Source organism: Rhodoplanes sp. Z2-YC6860, from assembly GCF_001579845.1.
Taxonomy (GTDB): Bacteria; Pseudomonadota; Alphaproteobacteria; order Rhizobiales; family Xanthobacteraceae; genus Z2-YC6860.
In genome coordinates, this window is the sequence record NZ_CP007440.1 from 5,705,802 (window position 1) to 5,723,855 (window position 18,054).

Consider the following 18,054-nt stretch of genomic DNA (forward strand, 5'->3'; position numbering starts at 1 on the left):
TTGGTGTGGAAATCAGTCGGTGACCCGCCTCTTCCACCGGCCTGGACGAGCCTTTGGAAGCCAGATGGCGGGGTGTCTGGCTAACACCCCGAGACGAGCCTTATTCCTGGTACCCGTGTCTTATTCCGGGTACGCGACATCTTGACCAGATGCCCTCACGATTTCGTGAACACTCAGTCATTTCAATGGGTTACGGGAGTTACTCGGCCGGATGCGGGGCGCCGTGCGCGGTTGTGCGAGAGGCACGTGCGGCAAGCCACCGCGTCACCACATAGAACACCGGCGTGAAGATCAGGCCGAACACGGTGACGCCGATCATTCCGGAGAACACCGCGGTGCCGAGCGTCTGGCGCAGTTCCGCGCCGGCGCCGACGGCCCACACCATCGGCGACACGCCGAAGATGAAGGCGAGCGACGTCATCAGGATCGGGCGAAGCCGCAGCCGCGCCGCCTCGACCGCGGCGGCGAAGCGATCGCGGCCCTGCTCCTCGAGTTGGGTGGCGAACTCGACGATCAGGATGGCGTTCTTGGCCGCAAGACCGATCAGCACGATGAAGCCCACTTGCGTGAGGATGTTGTTGTCCTGGCCGCGAAGCACCACGCCGACGATCGAGGCGATGAGACACATCGGCACGATGAGAATGACGGCGATCGGCAGCGTCAGACTTTCGAACTGCGCCGCCAGCACCAGGAACACGAACACCACGGCGAGGACGAACGCGAAAGCCGCCGTGCTGCCGGCGCGAAGCTGCTGGTAGGCCAGCGTGGTCCATTCATAGGCGAAGCCGTCCGGCAACGTCTCGGCCGCAAGCTTCTGCATGATCTCCATCGCCTGGCCCTGGCTGTAGCCGGGAGCCGCGGCGCCATCGAGCTCGGCAGCCGGATAGAGATTGTAACGCGGCACGCGATACGGACCCGAGATGTCGCGCACGGTGGTGAACGAGCCGAGCGGCACGGTGTCGCCGCTCGCATTGCGCACCCGGATCGCCAGCACGTCCTTGGTGTCCATCCGCTCATTGGCCGCGGCCTGGGCGACCACGCGGAAGGTGCGGCCGAACAGGTTGAAGTCATTGACGTAGGACGAGCCGAGATAGACTTGCAGCGCATTGAACACATCAGGGACGGCGATGCCGAGCATCTGCGCCTTGGTGCGGTCGATATTGAGATAGAGCTGCGGCGTCGAGGTCTCGAAGATCGAGAACACCTGTGCGACGCCCGGCGTCTGCGCGGCGCGCCCCATCATCGCAGAGACCGCAGACTGCAACGCGGCCGCGCCCCGGCCGCCACGGTCCTCGACCATCATGCGGAAGCCGCCGGCATTGCCGATGCCCGGCACCGGCGGCGGCTGCACCACGAAGATGCCGGCCTCCTGGATGTCGGCAAGAGCCGCAAAGAGCGCGCGCTGGATGCCCGCCGCCGACTGCTTCGGGTCTTTGGCGCGCTTCTCGAACGAATCCAGCACCAGGAAGGCGGCGCCGGCGTTCGGCGAATTGGTGAAGGTCGCGCCGGAGAAACCGACGATGTTCACCGCACCGATCACGCCCGGTATTTTCATCGCCGTCTCGACGATCCGGCGCTGCACGTCGTCGGTGCGCTGCAACGAGGCGCCGGGCGGCAGGTTTGCGACCACGATGAGATAACCGCGGTCGAGCGCCGGAATGAAGCCACGCGGCGTCTTGGCGAACTCCCAGGAGCCGAACGCGATCACGCCGGCGTAGACCACAAGCATCACAACGGCGTAGCGGACCACGCGGGCGGCGAGCCAGCCGTAGCCCAAAGCAAGCTTGTCGAAGCCCTTGTTGAAGAGACCGAAGAAGCGGTGCAGCGGCTTCTCCCACCAGCGCTCCCGGCGTTCTTCGTGGGGCCTGAGCAGCAGCGCGCAAAGCGCTGGCGACAGCGTCAGCGAGACGATCAGCGAAATCACGGTCGCGCCGGCAATGGTCAGCGCGAACTGCCGGTAGAACTGGCCGGAGATGCCGGTGATGAATGCCGACGGCACGAACACGGCGCACAGCACCAGCGCGATCGCGACCAGGGCCGCGCCGACCTCGTCCATGCTGCGCATCGCGGCTTCGCGTGGGCTCAGCCCCAGCGCGATGTTGCGCTCGACGTTTTCGACCACGACGATGGCGTCGTCGACCACGATGCCCACGGCCAGAACCAGGCCGAACAGCGACAGATTGTTCAGCGAGAAGCCGAACGAAGCCATCAGAAAGAAAGTGCCGACCAGCGACACCGGGATCGCGACCAGCGGAATGATCGCGGCGCGCCAGGTTTGCAGAAACAGCACCACAACGATGACGACCAGGAAGATCGCTTCCAGAATCGTCTCCATCACGGCGTCCACCGACTGCTGAATGAACTGCGTCGGGTCGTAGATGATGTCGTAGGTGATGCCAGGCGGAAATTTCTTGGCAATCCCCGCCATGGTCTCGCGGACCGCTTGGGCGGTCGCGAGCGCGTTGGAACCCGGACGCTGGAACAGCGCGATGGCGACCGCCGGCGTCGTATTGAGATAGGAGTTCGACGAGTAGTCCTGGCCGGCGAGTTCGACGCGGGCCACATCCTTCAGCCGCACCACGGCGCCGCCGTTCTGCTTCACCACAACGTCACCGAACTGATCCGGATCGGCGAGGCGGCCGAGCGTCTGGACCGAGATCTGAAACGCGCCGGCCTTATCGACCGGCGGCTGGTTGAGGATGCCCGAGGCGACCTGGATGTTCTGGCCCTGCAGGGCCTGCGTCACGTCGCTCGCCGTCATGTTCAGCGACTGCAGGCGCGCCGGATCGAGCCAGACCCGCATCGCATAGTCGCGGCTGCCGAACGGCGTGATTGAGCCCACGCCGTCGACGCGGGTCAGCGCGTCCTTGATCTCCAGATTAGCGTAGTTCGAGATGAACAGATCTTCGCGCGAGCGATCGGGCGAATAGATATGCACGACCATCATCAGGTCGCTCGAAGCCTTGGCGACCGTCACGCCGATATTGCGGACGTCGGCCGGCAGGCGCGGCAGCGCCACGGCGACGCGGTTCTGGACCTGCACCTGGGCGATGTCGAGATTGGTACCGATGTCGAAGCTGACGCCGATCGAGAAACGGCCGTCGCCGTTCGAATTCGACGACATGTAAAGCATGTTCTCAACGCCGTTGATCTGCTCCTCGATCGGAGCGACCACGGTCGTCGCCACCACGTCGGCATTGGCGCCGGGGAACTGGCCCGAGATGTTGATCACCGGCGGCGCGATCTCGGGATACTGCGCGATCGGCAATCGCGTGAACGCCACCGCGCCCACGATCACGAACACGATCGAGATCACCGACGCAAAGATCGGACGGTCGATAAAGAAATGCGACATGCGCATGGGTGCGCAGCCCCTTAGTTCTTGGCCTGAGTGCCGCTTTCGGCACCGGTCGCGGCCGCAGCGGATGGCGAAGCGCCCTTCTCCTGCGGATTGACCTTCTGGCCCGGCCGCGCGCGCATCAGGCCGTTGACCACCACGCGGTCGTTGGCGTCGATGCCGTCCTTAATGACGCGAAGATTGTCGTCGGTGAGCTGGCCGAGCGTGACGTATTTCATGACCGCTTTGTTTTCGCCGTCGACCACCAGCACGTACTTCTTGATCTGCTCGGTGCCGATCGCGGCGTCCGGCAGCAGCAGTGCGTCATAGCTCGGCGAGCCCGGCACGCGGATGCGGCCGAACATGCCGGGCGTCAGCACGCCATCCGGATTGGAGAACACGGCGCGGCCGCGGATCGTGCCGGACGACTTGTCGATCACGTTGTCGACGAAGTCCATGGCGCCGCGGCGATCGAAGTTCTTCTCGTCGAGGAGCTTCAGCCCAACGATCATGCCGCCGGCGCGGCCGGTGACTTCCTTGCCCATTTTGGAAAAGCGCTCGTAACGAAGGTACGAGGCTTCATCCATGGTGAATTCGAAGCGGATCGGGTCCATCGAGACGATGGTGCCGAGCATCGTCGTGGTCCCGGTCGTGCCGCCGGTCACGAGGTTGCCGGGCGATACGCGGCGGTCGCCGATGCGGCCGTCGACCGGCGCGCGCAATTCGGTGAACTCGAGATCGAGCTCGGCCTGCTTGACCGCAGCCTCGTTCGCCGCGACCGCGGCCTGGGCGCTGCCGAAGGCCTGCGTGCGCTGCTGGAACACCTGCTCCGAAATCGTGCGCTCGCGCACCAGTTGCTTGCCGCGCTCGAGGTCGGATTCGGCAAACGCCAGATTGGCTTTCGCCTGGGCGAGATTGGCTCGCTGCTGCGCGACCGTGTTCTCGAACGGCCGCTTGTCGATGGTGAACAGGAGATCGCCCTGCTTGACCATCTGACCGTCACGGAAATGGATCTTGTCCAGATAGCCCGAAACCCGGGCCCGCACTTCCACGGCGTCGATGGCGACAAAGCGCCCGACATACTCGTCCTGGTCGGTGACCGCACGAACGGTCGGCTTGGCGACCGTCACGGTGGGGGGCGGCGGCGCGCCAGCGCCCTGCTGGCCCTGGCCGCAGGCGGCAAGGGCGAAAGCGAGCGAAAGCGCGGCGGCAATCCGCGGCAGGCTTTGAAGCTTCGTCATGCGGGCTGTGCTGCCAGCAAATTCATCATGTTGCAATGCGGCAAAGCCACCCCTCCCCCGATTGCCTTAACAGCTGGCCCTTCGGCCAGCCCCTCGCAAGATTGGCAAGCTCACAAATCCCTCCCCTTTGGCCGTATTTTGGGCTTGAAGGGCTTTGCCGGGGCTCGAAGCGCCATGATAGCTGTGCCCCGATGAACGTGAAATTAGAGCCCAGAAACGCCCAGGCCGAGTCCTCCCGGAGCCGACGAGCCCCAGGCAGCCGGGAGCAGGATAAGCAGAAGGAAATCGCGTTTTTCGACGGCCATGCCGCCATCGATTCCTACGACGTGTTCGCGCCCGAAAGCAGCGCGCTCCTGATCCAAACCGCGGTCAGGCTGGGGGGCTTCAAGCCCGGCGACAGGGTGGCCGACCTAGGCTGCGGTTCCGGTCTGTTCTCGGAGCTGCTGCGCCAGCACGGCAGCGTGCCCACCGGGCTCGATATCAGCCCCAAGCTCATCGCGCTCGGCCAGCGGAAATATCCCGGCATCGAGTTCCTGGAGGGCGACGTCGAGCGCCTGCCCTTCCCCGATGGCAGCTTCGACGGGGTGCTGCTGGCCGGCATCGTCCACCACTTCCCCGACCCGTCGCGCTGCGCGGCCGAGGTGTTCCGGGTGCTGCGGCCGGGCGGGCGCTTCTTCGCCTTCGACCCGAACCGGATGAACCCGTTCATGTGGCTCTATCGGGATCGCGCCTCTCCGTTCTACAGCCCGGTCGGGGTCACGGAGAACGAGCGGCCTTTGCTGGCGAGCCAGGCGGCGGCGACCTTCCGGGCCGCGGGTTTCACCGTTGAAACCGACTATCTCTCGAACCTTCGCTATCGATACGTCGCCTCGGGCCGTGTGCGCTGGCTGCTGCCGCTCTATAATGCGATCGACAGCATGTTGTTCACGCCGGGCTTCATGCGGCCATTCCGTTCGTTCGTCCTGACCTTTGGAGTGAAGCCTTGAATATCGCCGAACGTCCGGCCTCCGCTCGCACCGTGACCGCCCAGACCGCGGATCTCACCGTCGTCGGCGGCGCCGGCCATGTCGGTGTGCCACTGGTGCTGTCGTTTGCGGCCAAGGGGCTCACGGTCAACATCAACGATCTGAACACGACGAGCCTCGAGACGCTGCGTTCGGGCCGCATGCCATTCATCGAGCACGGCGCCGATGAGCTCCTGCAGAAGGCGCTCGCCGAAGGCCGGCTGTTCTTCACGAGCAAGCCCAGCGATATCTCGACCAAGGGGCCGGTGATCGTCACCATCGGCACGCCAGTCGACGAGTTCCTCAATCCGGTGCGCCGGGTGATCCAGGACTGCGTCGATCCGCTGCTGCCGCACATGCGCAGCGGCCAGCTTCTGATCCTGCGCTCGACGCTGTTCCCCGGCACCACCGACTGGATCGACAGCCACATCAGGCGGCAAGGCAACGACCTCAAGGTGGCGTTCTGCCCGGAGCGCATCGCGCAAGGCTACGGCATCGAAGAGCTGCGGCGCATGCCGCAGATCGTCAGCGGGCTTTCACCCGAGGCCGAGCAGGAGGCGAAGGCGCTGTTCAATCTGATCGCGCCGGAGATCGTGACGTTGTCGCCGATGGAGGCGGAGTTCGCCAAGCTGTTCAACAACGCCTACCGCTATCTGGAATTCGCCATCACCAACCAGTTCTATCTGATCGCGAAGTCGGCGGGCCTCGACTACACCCGCATCCTCGAAGGCATGAAACACAACTATCCGCGCGCCAAGGGCATTCCGACGCCCGGCTTTGCTGCGGGTCCATGCCTGGTGAAAGACACCATGCAGCTCCTCGCCTTCGCGCGAAACGAGTTCGCGCTCGGCAACGCCGCGATCATGGTCAACGAGGGCCTGCCGTTGCACATTATCGCGGACCTGCGCCGCGATTACGATCTTCCGAACATGACGGTCGGCCTGCTCGGCATGGCGTTCAAGGCGGAGAGCGACGACGCGCGCGCCTCGCTGAGCTACAAGCTCAAGAACGCGCTCGCCGGCCACGCCCGCGATGTGCTCACCACCGATCCGCTGGTGACGACCGACCCGAGCCTTTTGCCGCTCGATGAGGTGATCGAGAAGAGCGACATCCTGATCGTGTGCACACCACACCGCTGCTACAAAGACGCGGATCTCAAGGGCAAGCCGGTCATGGATGTCTGGGGGCTGTTGCGCGGCTCGCCCAACGTCATTTCGTAGAACCAGCTTGCGACGCGATGCCATCGCAGCTCGACATCGTCATTCCGGTCTACAACGAAGGCGATAACATCGTCGGCGTGCTGCGCGGCTTGTCGCAGAATGTCAAAACGCCGGCGCGGGTCTTGATCTGCTACGACCACCCCGATGACGACACGCTGCCTGCGGTACGCGCCAATCCCGACGCGCACCAAGGCATACCGGTCGAGTTCGTGCGCAATCCGTCGCGCGGCGCGCATGCCGCGATCATGGCGGGCTTTGCCGCGAGCACCGCACCGCTGGTGGTGGTCTATCCGGCCGACGACGATTTCAATCCGGGCATCATCGACAAGATGGTGGAGCAGGCCCGGCAAGGCTGCGACGTGGTCTGCGCCAGCCGCTTCATTCCGGGCGGCACCATGCAGGGCTGTCCATTGCTCAAGGCCACGCTGGTGCGGGGCGCAGCCTTCACGCTGCATCACATCGCGCGATTGCCGGCACACGACCCGACCTCCGGCTTCCGGCTGTTCTCGCGCCGCGTGATCGAGAACCTGCAGGTCGAGTCCGATCAGGGCTTCACCTACAGCATCGAATTGCTGGTGAAGGCGCACCGGCTCGGCTGGCGCATCGGCGAGGTGCCGGCGCTGTGGTTCGAGCGCAAGCACGGCACCAGCCGCTTCCGCGTGCTGAAATGGCTGCCGGCCTATCTGCGCTGGTACGGCTACGCCTTCGCCACGACCTTCCTGCGCCGCCCGCCGGAGAGCGTGACGCGCAAACCGCAAACCCATGGCGCAGGCTGATCCAGTGTCCGACGAATGGCCGAAAATCAAAGCCCGAACCGTCACCACGATCTCGCCGTGGATGGACGTGATCGCCCGCGAGGTCGAGTTCGCGCCAGACGCCAAGGCCGAGGTCTACCACGCGGTCGGCCAGCGCGATTATCTCGCGATCCTGGCGCGCACGCCTGACGGCCGCATCCCGCTGGTGCGGCAGTATCGTCCGGCAATGGAGGCTTTCACGTGGGAGTTGCCGGCGGGCCTTCTTGAAGAGGGCGAAGACGCGGCTGAGGCGGCCGCGCGCGAGCTTCTGGAAGAGACCGGCTATCCGGCCCGCGCCACGCATTCGCTGGGCGCCCCGGCCTCGCCCTGCACCGGACGCCTGAGCAACCGCGTTCACTCGTTCTTTGTCGAGACCGGCGAACAGCTCTCGGACTTCAAGCCGGAGCCGGGGCTCACCGTCGCGCTGAAAACGCCCGCCGAGCTCGTGGCCATGATCAAGGCCGACGAATTCGTCCAGCAGCTGCACCTCGGCACGCTGATGATGGCCGGGCTCAAGGGCTTTCTGAAGCTGCCGGTCTGACCATCTGCCTGCCGCGCGGCGCGGCGATGCCGGTGAGCCTCGCAAACCAGTCGAGCACGCGCTCGAGCCGTACGCGTGCCGGATGACGCTCCAACGCTGTCGTGATGCCGGGCAGCTGCTTCTGCAAGATCCCGAAGCCCTCATCGCGCACCCAAACCGCGCAGACCAGCAGGGTAAGAAACCAGACCAGATAGTAGTAGCGGTCGGACGACAGATAGAACCAGGCGACGGTGTGCTGCACGAGAGAGGCTGCCGCGATCAATCGCAGCCACGGATCGAACGATCTCAGGATCGCGACGCGTATCAGCACAACGATCGCGAGCGCATTGAGCGGGATCATCAGAAATGATTCGGAGGGGCCGGCGAGCCAGCGCGCCCATTGCAGAACCCACATGCGAACATGCTCACCGGCGAGATCGAGCCGCAGCAATTCGCCGAACGCCGCCACATAGGCCGAAGGCGGCATCGGGATAGCCTCCGTGATCGTCGCATTCGAGCTGAACAGCACGAACTCATGGCCGAACACCCAGTTGTGCAGCGCCATGCCGAGCACCGGCAGGAAGCCGATGCACATGCCCACGAGGCGAGCGACCTGCCATTGCCAGAGCGCCGCAAGGCCCGCGCCGCCAAGAAGAATGCCCGCGGCCGGCGCCAGATTGGGCCGAACCCAAAGCGCCAGCGCGAACAGAAGTCCCGCGCCAAAGGCCGGACCGAAGCGGCGGTCGGGTCCTGCATCGTCGCGGCCGATCAGAACAACCAGCGCCGCGACGAACAGCATCGCCGCCGCGGGATCGGCGAAGCCCCTCGCCGCCCATTTGACGTAATGGATGTAGGTCGAGCCGAACAGCGTGCCGACCGGCAGCGCGATGAAGATCAACGTCAGCCCGAGCGCCGAGCGCGGCGTGAAGAAGCGTTTGAAGGCCGCGAACACCGCCAGCGGCAACACCAGCATCAGCGACAGATAGCCGAGCGGCGTGTCGCCAAACAAAAAGCGCTCCAGCGCGCGGAGATAACGCAGGCCCGGACCGCCGTAATAGTAGACGGCTTCGCCGCCCTCCAACGCGTGCCAGTCATCGCCGGCGAGCGCGGACTGCACGATCTTGCGGGCAACGCTTTCATACCAGAGCCCGTCGTCGCCGCCGTCGAACGGCCGCCAGCCGCCGATGAAGCTTGCATCCACCGGCACGATCATCAGCAATGCGAGACCGATCAGTGTCAGCGGCAATGCCATCGCGCGCATGCGTGCCTGGACCAGGATCAGCAGGATGGCGATTGCGCCGAGCAGCGCCAGGCCGCTTTCGGCGGCCCGGTGCAGCCGCACCGGCCATGCCGCCTGCAGATGCATTTCGAGTGGCGACCCAATCGAGACGCCGAAGATCATCCGGCCCGCATCGCTCAATTGGATGTCGTGACAATCCAACTCGGCGTTGCGTTGCGACTCGAAGCGGCCGGGTTCGGTCTCCCAGAGGATCAGTCCACGCCAGCACAGCCGGCTGCCGGCAAAATCACCCGGGAGGCGGATCATGACGAAGTACGGCATGGTGATCGCCCACGGGTGCAGCAGCTTCCATCGCGGCTCGCGCTTGTTTCGCTGCAGGTCGTTCGCGCCGTACCAATTGTAGCCTTCATTGATGAAGCCGAGCCGCTGCCAGAGCGGGTCGGAGAAATCCAGGCGGGTGACACGGCGCGAGAATTCCGCGCCGCCGAAGATCGCATCCGCGGAGAATGCGTAAGGCCGCGTCGGGAACTCGCCGTTGCGCCAGCATCCGGGCGAACTCACCGCGCAGCGTTTGTCGCGCGGGTACCGGGCGTCGAATTCGACCTTCATCTGCCGGAATGCATCAGCGGGAAGGCCCCGCTCCAACGCGCCAGAGCGGCCATCATCGGTCACGAAGACGTTGTGTCCTTCCTCGATCCGCGGTGCAGGCCACAGCCACGGCCCGCCGAACGAGACGGCAAGCGCCGCGATAGCCAAGAACCAGCGCGCGGGGCTGAGCTGGATCGGGCTGGCGAAGATTGCAACCGAGCCGATCAGCAGCACGAAGTAGCGCGGCAGGTCGTTGATCGGCAGCCGCAGCGCCGCGACCACAAGCGCCAGCACGGCGACACGAAGCGCCGTGCGCGTGGTCAGGCCGCTGTCGGGAGAAGGCAAGTCGAGACACCCCGGAAAACGCCGGACCGTATCGCCGCCGGCGGGTCTTGTCGACGTGATCCCTTGACCCGCGCGAGTGGGCCGACCAGATTGCGCGCGCCTGACCGGGCGAGCCTCAGGGAGCCCTCTTGATCCGTCTTGGAATTGTCGGCTGCAACTATGGACGCGCGGTGCAACTGCCCGCGTTTCGCGCGGATTCGCGCTGCCGGGTCGTGGCGCTGGCGGGCTCGGACGCGGCACGGACAGCCGGCCTGGCGCGCGAAGCCGATATCCCTGACGCCTATGGCGATTGGGCCGAGATGATCGGACGGACCGACATCGATGCGGTCGCGATCGCTGTGCCGCCCCGGCTGCAGCCGCAAATCGCGGTCGCGGCGTTGAAAAGCGGCAAGGCCGTGTTCGTGGAAAAGCCGATGGCCGCCGACCTTGAAGGCGCCGCCGCGATGCTCCGCGAGATGGGAACGCGGCCGGCCGCGATGGATTTCAATTTCACCGAGGTGATGGCGTTCCGGAGGGCGAAAACGCTGCTCGACGGCGGCGCCATCGGCCGGCTGCGCCATATCGCCGTGACCTGGCTCGTCGAGAATGCGTCGACGCGGCTGCGGCTGAAGAACTGGAAGACCAGCGCGGGCGATGGCGGCGGCGCACTCGGCAACTTCGTCAGTCACTCGCTGCATTACCTTGAATGGTTCGGCGGACCGATCGCGGGCCTGTCGGCGCGGCTGTCAGGCCTGCCGGACGATCCGGCATTCGAGACCAACGCAATGTTGAGCCTGGCGTTTGCGTCGGGCGCCGCCGGAAACCTCACGATGAGTTCGGCCTGCTTTGCCGGCAGCGGTCACCGCCTGGAGTTCTACGGAGACGACGGCGCGCTGGTGCTCGCCAATCCCACGACCGATTACATGCGCGGCTTCACGTTGCAGCTTGCGCGACGGCCGAACGCAGCCCTTGCGCCCGTCGCGCTCGACGACGATCCGCTGGACCGACAATTCCCAACGGATGGCCGCATCGCGCCGGTGGCGCGGCTGGCGAGCCGTTTCATCGACGCCATCGAGCAGAAGCGGTCCGTCTCCCCGGGCTTTGCCGAAGGCTACCGGGTGCAGGAGTTGCTCGAAGCGGTGCGGCGCTCGCATGAGCGCGGTCAGTGGCTCGACGCCGAGCCGGAGATACGCCCATGAGCCGCATTCTTGTCACGGGCGGCTCGGGCTTCATCGGCTCGGCGCTGGTGATCGCGCTGGTGAAGGCCGGTCACACGGTGCGCGTACTCGACGACAATTCGCGCGGCGCGCCGCGCCGGCTCGAAGCCGTGAAGAGCGATATCGAATTCATCGGCGGCGACATCCGCAATGCGGCGGCCGTCGAGAGCGCGGTGCGCGGCATGGACGAGGTGCACCATCTCGCCTTCGTCAACGGCACCGAGTTCTTCTACAGCGCCCCCGATCTGGTTTTGGATGTCGGCGTCAAAGGCATGATCAATGTGATCGACGCCTGCCGCGCCACGGGCGTGCGCAACCTGATCCTGGCCTCGAGCTCCGAGGTCTATCAGACCCCGCCCAAGGTGCCGACCGACGAGACCGCGCCGCTGCTCGTGCCGGACCCGACCAACCCGCGCTACTCCTACGGCGGCGGCAAGATCATCAGCGAGCTGATGGCAATCAACTATGGCCGCAAGCTGTTCGACCGCGTGCTGATCTTCCGGCCGCACAACGTCTACGGCCCGGATATGGGCTTCGAGCACGTGGTGCCGCAATTCGCTCTGCGCGTGAAGAAGGCTGCGGCGCAACATCCGAGCGGCAAGCTGCCGTTCGAGATTCAAGGGGACGGCCGGCAGACGCGGAGCTTCTGCCATGTCGATGACCTCGTGCGCGGCGTCATGGTGATGCGCGACAAGGGCCAGCATCTCGGCATCTACCACGTCGGCACACTTGAAGAGGTCACCATCGGCGACGTGGCACGTCGGATCGCGGCCATCGCCGGCCGCGAGATCGAGTTCGTGTCGCTTCCCGCGCCGGCCGGCGGCACCGACCGGCGCTGCCCGGATATCGGCAAGCTCGCCGGGCTGGGCTATGCCCCGCAGGTGCCGCTCGATAAGGGCCTGCGCCCGACCGTGGAATGGTACTGGGCCAACGAACGGCTTGCGCCGCGCGCCTGATTCATTGCATCAACGGCCGATCCAGGGAGAAACAGCCGTGTTTCCGACAAAGATTGCGCGTGGCGCCGGCACCGGCGGAAGCGTTCCGGTCGAATGCTGCCAGGTGTGCGGCAGCGAAAAGCTCGAAACCGTGCTGTCGCTCGGCTACATGCCGCCGGTCAATCAGATGGTGCCGGTCGGCGAGGTGCAGCGGCAATTGCCCTGGTTCCCGACCAACCTGCTCTACTGCGGCAATTGCGAGCTGGTGCAGCTCGGCCTTGCGGTCGATCCGGTGATCATCTTCCCGCCGGAATATCCCTACACCAGCGGCATGACCAAGGTGCTGCGCGATAACTTCGCCGAGCTCTATGCCGAGTCCTCCAAGATGCTCGGCCTGGGCAAGGACGACTTCGTCGTCGACATCGGCTCCAACGATGGCACGCTGATCTCGAATTTCCAGAAAGGCGGCCACCGCATCCTCGGCATCGAGCCGACCGACGTGTCGAAGATCGCCAACGAGCGTGGCATCCCGACCATCCAGCGCTACTTTGGCAAAGACGTGGCTCGCGAGGTCAAGGCCAAGCATGGCGCGGCCAAGGTCATCACCGCCGCCAATTGCTTCGCGCACATCGAAGACGTGCACGCCATCGTCGACGGCATCCTGGAGATGCTCGCGCCCGACGGTGTGTTCATCTCCGAGTCGCACTACCTGATCGGCCTGCTCGACAAGCTGCAATACGACACGATCTATCACGAGCACCTGCGCTACTACTCGGTCGCAAGCCTTAAGCATCTCCTGGAAATGCACGGGCTCGAAGTGTTCCACGCCCGTCATATCCCGACCCATGGCGGCTCGATCCGCGTCTATGCGGCGCGCAAGGGCGCGCGCCCGGTGCAGGCCAGCGTCAGAGAGATGCTCAACGCCGAGCCGCGCGGCGACGCGATGCGCAAGCGGCTCGCAGCGTTCCGCAACGACGTGATGCTGTCGAAGCTCCGGCTCTATGCGCTTATCCGCGACATCAAGGAAAAAGGTGGCCGCATCGTCGGCATCAGTGCGCCGTCGCGCGCCTCGACGCTGGTGAACTATGTCGGCCTCGAAGAGGCGATCATCGATTACGTCTGCGAGATCCAGGGCTCGCTCAAGATCGGCAAATGCATGCCGGGAACGCTCATTCCGGTGGTCGAGGAAAGCCAGATGTTCGCCGACCAGCCGGAATGCGCGATCATCTTCTCCTGGCACATCGCCGACGAGCTTGCGCCGAAGCTTCGCGCCAAGGGCTACAAAGGCACGCTGATCACGCCGCTGCCCGTGCCTCGGACGCTCTGACGGCTATTGTCCGGAAGGCGGCGGGCTCTTTTTTCGCCGGAACGCGCTGAGCAACTGCTGGCCGAACAATATGGCGGCCACGCCGCCATAGACCACACCACCGACGGCCACGAGGACGACGAGCACGATCACGTTGCGCAGCGAAGTCCCCTCGGGAACGATGCGTTCGACGCCCCAACGGGTCAGCCACAAGGCAGTCGCCAGCACCACCGCCGCAATGACGAGCTTGACGCAGGTCTGCCGCAGGCGCCGATCAAGCAAAATGAGATTTTGTCTGTACGCAAACCAGAACAGCAGGCCGACGTTAATCCAGGCGCCGACCGAGGTGGCGAAGGCCAACCCGACCTGCGCGTAAGGCCCCATCAGCAAAACCTTCAGAATGACGTTCACCGTCACGCCAGCGAACAGCGCTTTGACCGGCGTCGCAGTGTCGCCTCGCGCCAAGAATGTGGTCGAGGCGTTGCGCGTCAGGACGAACGGAAGGAGTCCGATCGCATAGACCGCAAGCGTGGCGCCGGCGGCGTGCGCGTCGGCGGCGGTGAACGCGCCACGGCTGAACAGCCCGCGCATGATCAGGTCCGGCACCATGACGAATGCGACCAGGCACGGCACCGACAGCACCAGCGCGAATTCGACGGCGCGGTTCTGCGCGTGCTTGGCACCCTCCTCGTCGCCGGCGGTGATCCGCCGCGACATCTCGGGCAGCAGCACGGTGCCGACCGCAATGCCGATGACGCCGATGGGGAGCTGATTCAATCGGTCGGCGTAATACAGCGCCGACAGCGCACCGGCCGCGAGAAAGCTCGCGATGATGGTATCGGCAAACAGCGCAATCTGGGTACCGGCCGAGCCGATGGTCGCCGGGCCGAAGCGCTTGAGGAAGACCAAGACCTCACCATCGAGCTTCGGCCAGGCAAATCGCGGCAGCACGCCGTTCCGTGCGGCGTCGCCCGCCACCAGCAGAAACTCCAGAATGCCTGCGAGGAGCACGCCCCATGCTGCCGCATGACCCGCGCTCGGAAAGAACGCCGCGAGGGCGAGCGTCATCATCATCGACAGGTTCAGCAGGATCGGCGCGGCGGCGGCTGCCGCAAAGCGGTCGAGCGCATTGAGAATGCCGCCATAGAGCGTCACAAGGCTGACCAGAAGAAGGTAGGGAAACGTGATGCGGGTCAGATCGACCGCGAGCGTGAAGCGCCCGGGGTCCTTGCTGAATCCCGGCGCCAGCAGGCCGATCACCACAGGCGTAAACAGCAGCGCCACGCCCAGCAGGACGACCTGGCTCGCGAGCAACAGCACGAACACCCGGTCGGCGAACAGCCGCACGGCGGCCTCCCCGCTCGACCCGCGCACCCGGGCGTAGGCCGGGATGAAGGCCGCGTTGAACGCGCCTTCGGCGAAGATCGCGCGGAAATGGTTCGGCAGCCGCAGCGCCACGAAGAACGCGTCCGCCACCGGGCCCGCGCCCAGCACGGCCGCCAGGATGATGTCGCGCATGAAGCCGGTCACGCGAGACAGGAGCGTTATGCCGCCTACGGTCAGAATTCGATCGATCATGCGCCTTCGGCCGGTCTGGTTAATCGCCGGACAACCTCTAGCAGACCGGCGGCGAAAGTCTGGCTATCGCCGATGGTTTTTGGAATAGTGCCGCCGCATGAGCAAGATCGTCCCCGTTCTTTTGGCCGGCGGCGCCGGCACCCGATTGTGGCCGGTGTCTCGCGACGCGCTGCCGAAGCAGTTTTTGCCGCTGGTCGGCGAGCGCTCGACCTATCAGGAGACGCTGCTGCGGGTGGCGGACGACAAGCTGTTTGCAGCGCCGATCGTCGTCACCGGCTCGGATTTCCGGTTCTTCGCCAAGCGCCAGGCCGAGGAATTGGGGATTGAGGTGACCGTGGTGATCGAGCCGATGCGGCGCGATTCCGCGCCCGCGCTGGCGGCCGCGGCGGCGCTCGCCAAAAGCCGCGAGCCCGAGGCCGTGGTGCTGGCTCTCGCCGCCGACCACGTCATCACCGATGTCGAGGAATTCCGCGCGACCTGCGTCGCCGGCCTCAAGGCTGCGCAAGACGGCCGTATCGTGACCTTCGGCATCACGCCGAACGCGCCCAAGACGAGCTACGGCTATATCCGCCGCGGTCCGAGCATCAACGGCACCGAGGTGTCCGCCGTCGAGGCCTTCGTCGAGAAGCCCAATGCCGAGACCGCAGGCCGCTATGTCGCCGAAGGCTATCTCTGGAACTCGGGCAACTTCCTGTTCCGGGCCGACGCTCTGCTCAACGAGTTACAGCGCTTTGAGCCGGCCATCGCCGCGGCCGCCGAGCGTGCGGTGGCAAAGGCCGTCACCGATCTGGGCTTCCTGCGGCTTGATCCCGAAGCCTTCGGCAGTGCGCCGCAGAAATCCATCGACTACGCGGTGATGGAAAAGACCGATCGCGCCGCCGTCGTGGCCGGAAACTTCGCCTGGTCCGACATCGGCTCGTGGGACGCGATCCTCGACGTCGCCGCGCGCGACAAGGCTGGCAATGCTGTCCACGGCACGGTGGTGACCGCCGACGCCCACAACTGCGTGATCCACTCCGCTGACCGGCTGACCGCCGTGCTCGGCGCTGACGATCTTGTCGTGGTGACGACGCCCGACGCTGTCCTGGTGATGCCGCGCAGCCGCGCCCAGGAGGTGCGAGAGCTCGTCGCCAAGCTCAAGGCCGCCAAACGCCCCGAAGCGACCGACCACCGCCGCGTCCACCGGCCTTGGGGCTATTACGACTCGGTCGATGCCGGCGAGCGCTTCCAGGTCAAGCGCATCGTGGTGCAGCCTGGCGGAACGCTCTCGCTGCAGAAGCACCACCACCGCTCCGAACACTGGGTGGTGGTGCGCGGCACCGCCGAGGTCACGATCGAGCAGGACGTGAAGTCCGTGCACGAAAACGAGTCGATCTACATCCCGATCGGCCGCGTCCATCGTCTTGCCAATCGCGGCAAGATCCCGCTGGAGCTGATCGAGGTGCAGACCGGCAGCTATCTCGGCGAGGACGACATCATCCGCATCGAGGACGTCTACAAGCGGACGTAGTTCGCATCAGGTCAGCTGCGATACAGTCGTCCGAAACGTTGCAAGCGGCGTGCGCCAACCCGCCCCCTTCGGGGCCGCCCGTTGCCAGTGGACTATTCGAGCGAGATGGCCGCCTTCTTGATCACGCGATCCCACATCGCGCGTTCCCGCTGCAGCAAAGCGGCGAAATCTTCGGGCGAATTGAGGACGGCGTGTGCCTTCAGGTTGGCAAGGCTCTTTTTCAAGGCGTCTCGCTCGCCCGCTTGACGCAACGCTGACTGCACGGTTTTGACGATGGCGTCGGGCGTGTCCTTGGGTGCAGCGACCGCCACCCATCCACTGACAACGAATCCCGCGACACCGGCCTCTTCGGCTGTCGGCACATTCGGCAGGAACTCGCTGCGTCTGTTGCTGGTGACGGCAAGCGGAACGAGCTTGCCCCCTTCGATCAGCGGCGCCGACAGTGCGATCGTCTCGAACAGAAGATCGGCCTGATTGCCGAGCACCGCATTGACCGCTTGACCTCCACCATTGTGGGCGACGGTCAGAAAATCGATGCCGGCGGATTCCTTGAACAACTCAGCAGTCAGGTAAGCGGCGCTGCCGAGCGCCGTCGTCGCCGCGATCAGCTTACCTGGCTCAGCTTTCGCACGCGCGATGAGGTCCTGTACGTTCGCGATGTTCAGCGACGGCCGCGCGGTGACGACGAAGTCGAGATCAACGAGCTTGGTCACGGGCTTCAGCCCGGTCACCGCGAGCGCTCCGGTCTTGGGATAGAGCGAAGGATTGGTGGTCAAGGTTGCCGCCGTGGTGACCAGAAAGGTGTAGCCATCGGCGGGCGCGCGGGCGACTGCGCCGACGGCGATCTGGCCGTTCGCGCCTCCGCGGTTTTCGACGACGACCGTCTGCCTCAGCGACTCGCCCAGATGATGCGCGAACAGACGGGCGACGATGTCCGGCGACGCGCCCGGCGTGGTGCTGACCACGAACGTAATCGGCTGGGCGGGGTATTGCTGCGCGTCGGCCGCCGGCACGGCGCAGACGGCCAGGGTCAACGCGACGGCAACGCCGCCAACTGCCGAATTTCGGCCCCTCGACATTTTGATCCTCCCTGTCGCCGCCGGCATTGTTGACAGCCGATTTTGTATCGTTTCATATGAAACGACTAGGAGCCCGTCAATGCCCGCATCGGCACCAGCGACAAAGCGACACGCACCGGCCGCCGACGCGACCGGCATCAGCCTGGAGAACTTCATTCCAT

Annotated in this window: 13 protein-coding genes; 8 read left to right on the forward strand and 5 right to left on the reverse strand. The window is 65.3% G+C overall.

Features of this window, described 5'->3' with window-relative positions:
• Positions 1-199 precede the first annotated feature (199 nt).
• Together RHPLAN_RS26960 and RHPLAN_RS26965 are read right to left on the reverse strand one after the other, a co-directional pair.
• Positions 200-3,361, reverse strand: a complete 3,162-nt coding sequence (locus RHPLAN_RS26960; protein ID WP_068024655.1) for an efflux RND transporter permease subunit — start codon at positions 3,359-3,361, stop codon at positions 200-202.
• A 14-nt stretch (positions 3,362-3,375) separates the two neighbouring features.
• The gene (locus RHPLAN_RS26965; protein ID WP_068024657.1) at positions 3,376-4,578 is read right to left on the reverse strand and encodes an efflux RND transporter periplasmic adaptor subunit; all 1,203 of its coding nucleotides are present in this window, start codon (positions 4,576-4,578) and stop codon (positions 3,376-3,378) included.
• 191 nt (positions 4,579-4,769) lie between these two features.
• Here RHPLAN_RS26965 and RHPLAN_RS26970 point away from each other — a divergent pair, with 191 nt between their 5' ends.
• Genes RHPLAN_RS26970 through RHPLAN_RS40635 form a run of 4 tightly spaced genes read left to right on the forward strand, consistent with a single transcriptional unit; the run spans position 4,770 to position 8,137 of the window.
• Positions 4,770-5,564, forward strand: coding sequence for a class I SAM-dependent methyltransferase (locus RHPLAN_RS26970; protein ID WP_068024661.1), 795 nt, complete (start codon positions 4,770-4,772; stop codon positions 5,562-5,564).
• On the forward strand, positions 5,561-6,802 hold the full coding sequence (locus tag RHPLAN_RS26975; protein WP_198164510.1) for a nucleotide sugar dehydrogenase: 1,242 nt from the start codon (positions 5,561-5,563) through the stop codon (positions 6,800-6,802). Before RHPLAN_RS26970 ends, RHPLAN_RS26975 begins: the two co-directional genes overlap by 4 nt.
• Before the next feature lie 17 nt (positions 6,803-6,819).
• Positions 6,820-7,578 (forward strand): glycosyltransferase, encoded by a 759-nt coding sequence (locus RHPLAN_RS26980; RefSeq protein ID WP_068024665.1) that lies wholly within the window; start codon positions 6,820-6,822, stop codon positions 7,576-7,578.
• Positions 7,579-7,582: 4 nt separating this feature from the next.
• Complete coding sequence (locus RHPLAN_RS40635) at positions 7,583-8,137, forward strand: NUDIX domain-containing protein (protein WP_198164511.1); 555 nt, start codon at positions 7,583-7,585, stop codon at positions 8,135-8,137.
• On the opposite strand, the gene RHPLAN_RS26990 is transcribed toward RHPLAN_RS40635, so the two are convergent.
• Positions 8,109-10,289: a hypothetical protein gene (locus RHPLAN_RS26990; protein WP_068024673.1), complete on the reverse strand. Its 2,181-nt coding sequence runs from the start codon at positions 10,287-10,289 to the stop codon at positions 8,109-8,111. The two genes, RHPLAN_RS40635 and RHPLAN_RS26990, sit on opposite strands and share 29 nt — an antisense overlap.
• 128 nt (positions 10,290-10,417) lie before the next feature.
• Here RHPLAN_RS26990 and RHPLAN_RS26995 point away from each other — a divergent pair, with 128 nt between their 5' ends.
• From RHPLAN_RS26995 to RHPLAN_RS27005, 3 genes are read left to right on the forward strand one after another with little or no spacing between them, the layout of a single operon-like run.
• On the forward strand, positions 10,418-11,467 hold the full coding sequence (locus tag RHPLAN_RS26995; RefSeq protein WP_084245611.1) for a Gfo/Idh/MocA family protein: 1,050 nt from the start codon (positions 10,418-10,420) through the stop codon (positions 11,465-11,467).
• Positions 11,464-12,441 (forward strand): NAD-dependent epimerase/dehydratase family protein, encoded by a 978-nt coding sequence (locus RHPLAN_RS27000; protein WP_068024678.1) that lies wholly within the window; start codon positions 11,464-11,466, stop codon positions 12,439-12,441. Before RHPLAN_RS26995 ends, RHPLAN_RS27000 begins: the two co-directional genes overlap by 4 nt.
• A 37-nt stretch (positions 12,442-12,478) precedes the next feature.
• Positions 12,479-13,747 carry a class I SAM-dependent methyltransferase gene (locus RHPLAN_RS27005; RefSeq protein ID WP_198164512.1) on the forward strand — a complete coding sequence of 423 codons (1,269 nt, stop codon included), beginning with the start codon at positions 12,479-12,481 and terminating at the stop codon, positions 13,745-13,747.
• Positions 13,748-13,750: 3 nt separating this feature from the next.
• On the opposite strand, the gene murJ is transcribed toward RHPLAN_RS27005, so the two are convergent.
• Complete coding sequence (gene murJ / locus RHPLAN_RS27010) at positions 13,751-15,304, reverse strand: murein biosynthesis integral membrane protein MurJ (protein ID WP_068024681.1); 1,554 nt, start codon at positions 15,302-15,304, stop codon at positions 13,751-13,753.
• A 97-nt stretch (positions 15,305-15,401) separates the two neighbouring features.
• Between murJ and RHPLAN_RS27015 the strand changes: the two genes are divergently transcribed.
• Complete coding sequence (locus RHPLAN_RS27015) at positions 15,402-16,814, forward strand: mannose-1-phosphate guanylyltransferase/mannose-6-phosphate isomerase (RefSeq protein ID WP_068024683.1); 1,413 nt, start codon at positions 15,402-15,404, stop codon at positions 16,812-16,814.
• A gap of 92 nt (positions 16,815-16,906) precedes the next feature.
• Here RHPLAN_RS27015 and RHPLAN_RS27020 read toward each other — a convergent pair whose 3' ends face one another.
• Positions 16,907-18,031, reverse strand: coding sequence for a Bug family tripartite tricarboxylate transporter substrate binding protein (locus tag RHPLAN_RS27020; protein ID WP_198164513.1), 1,125 nt, complete (start codon positions 18,029-18,031; stop codon positions 16,907-16,909).
• Positions 18,032-18,054: the final 23 nt, after the last annotated feature.

Excerpts from the sequence above, each read along its gene's own strand:
- RHPLAN_RS26980 (WP_068024665.1), top strand. The coding sequence starts at position 6,820 with ATGCCATCGCAGCTCGACATCGTCATTCCGGTCTACAACGAAGGCGAT.
- murJ (WP_068024681.1), bottom strand. The coding sequence starts at position 15,304 with ATGATCGATCGAATTCTGACCGTAGGCGGCATAACGCTCCTGTCTCGC.
- RHPLAN_RS27020 (WP_198164513.1), bottom strand. The coding sequence starts at position 18,031 with ATGCCGGTCGCGTCGGCGGCCGGTGCGTGTCGCTTTGTCGCTGGTGCC.
- RHPLAN_RS26970 (WP_068024661.1), top strand. The coding sequence starts at position 4,770 with ATGAACGTGAAATTAGAGCCCAGAAACGCCCAGGCCGAGTCCTCCCGG.
- RHPLAN_RS26960 (WP_068024655.1), bottom strand. The coding sequence starts at position 3,361 with ATGCGCATGTCGCATTTCTTTATCGACCGTCCGATCTTTGCGTCGGTG.
- RHPLAN_RS27015 (WP_068024683.1), top strand. The coding sequence starts at position 15,402 with ATGAGCAAGATCGTCCCCGTTCTTTTGGCCGGCGGCGCCGGCACCCGA.
- RHPLAN_RS27000 (WP_068024678.1), top strand. The coding sequence starts at position 11,464 with ATGAGCCGCATTCTTGTCACGGGCGGCTCGGGCTTCATCGGCTCGGCG.
- RHPLAN_RS26965 (WP_068024657.1), bottom strand. The coding sequence starts at position 4,578 with ATGACGAAGCTTCAAAGCCTGCCGCGGATTGCCGCCGCGCTTTCGCTC.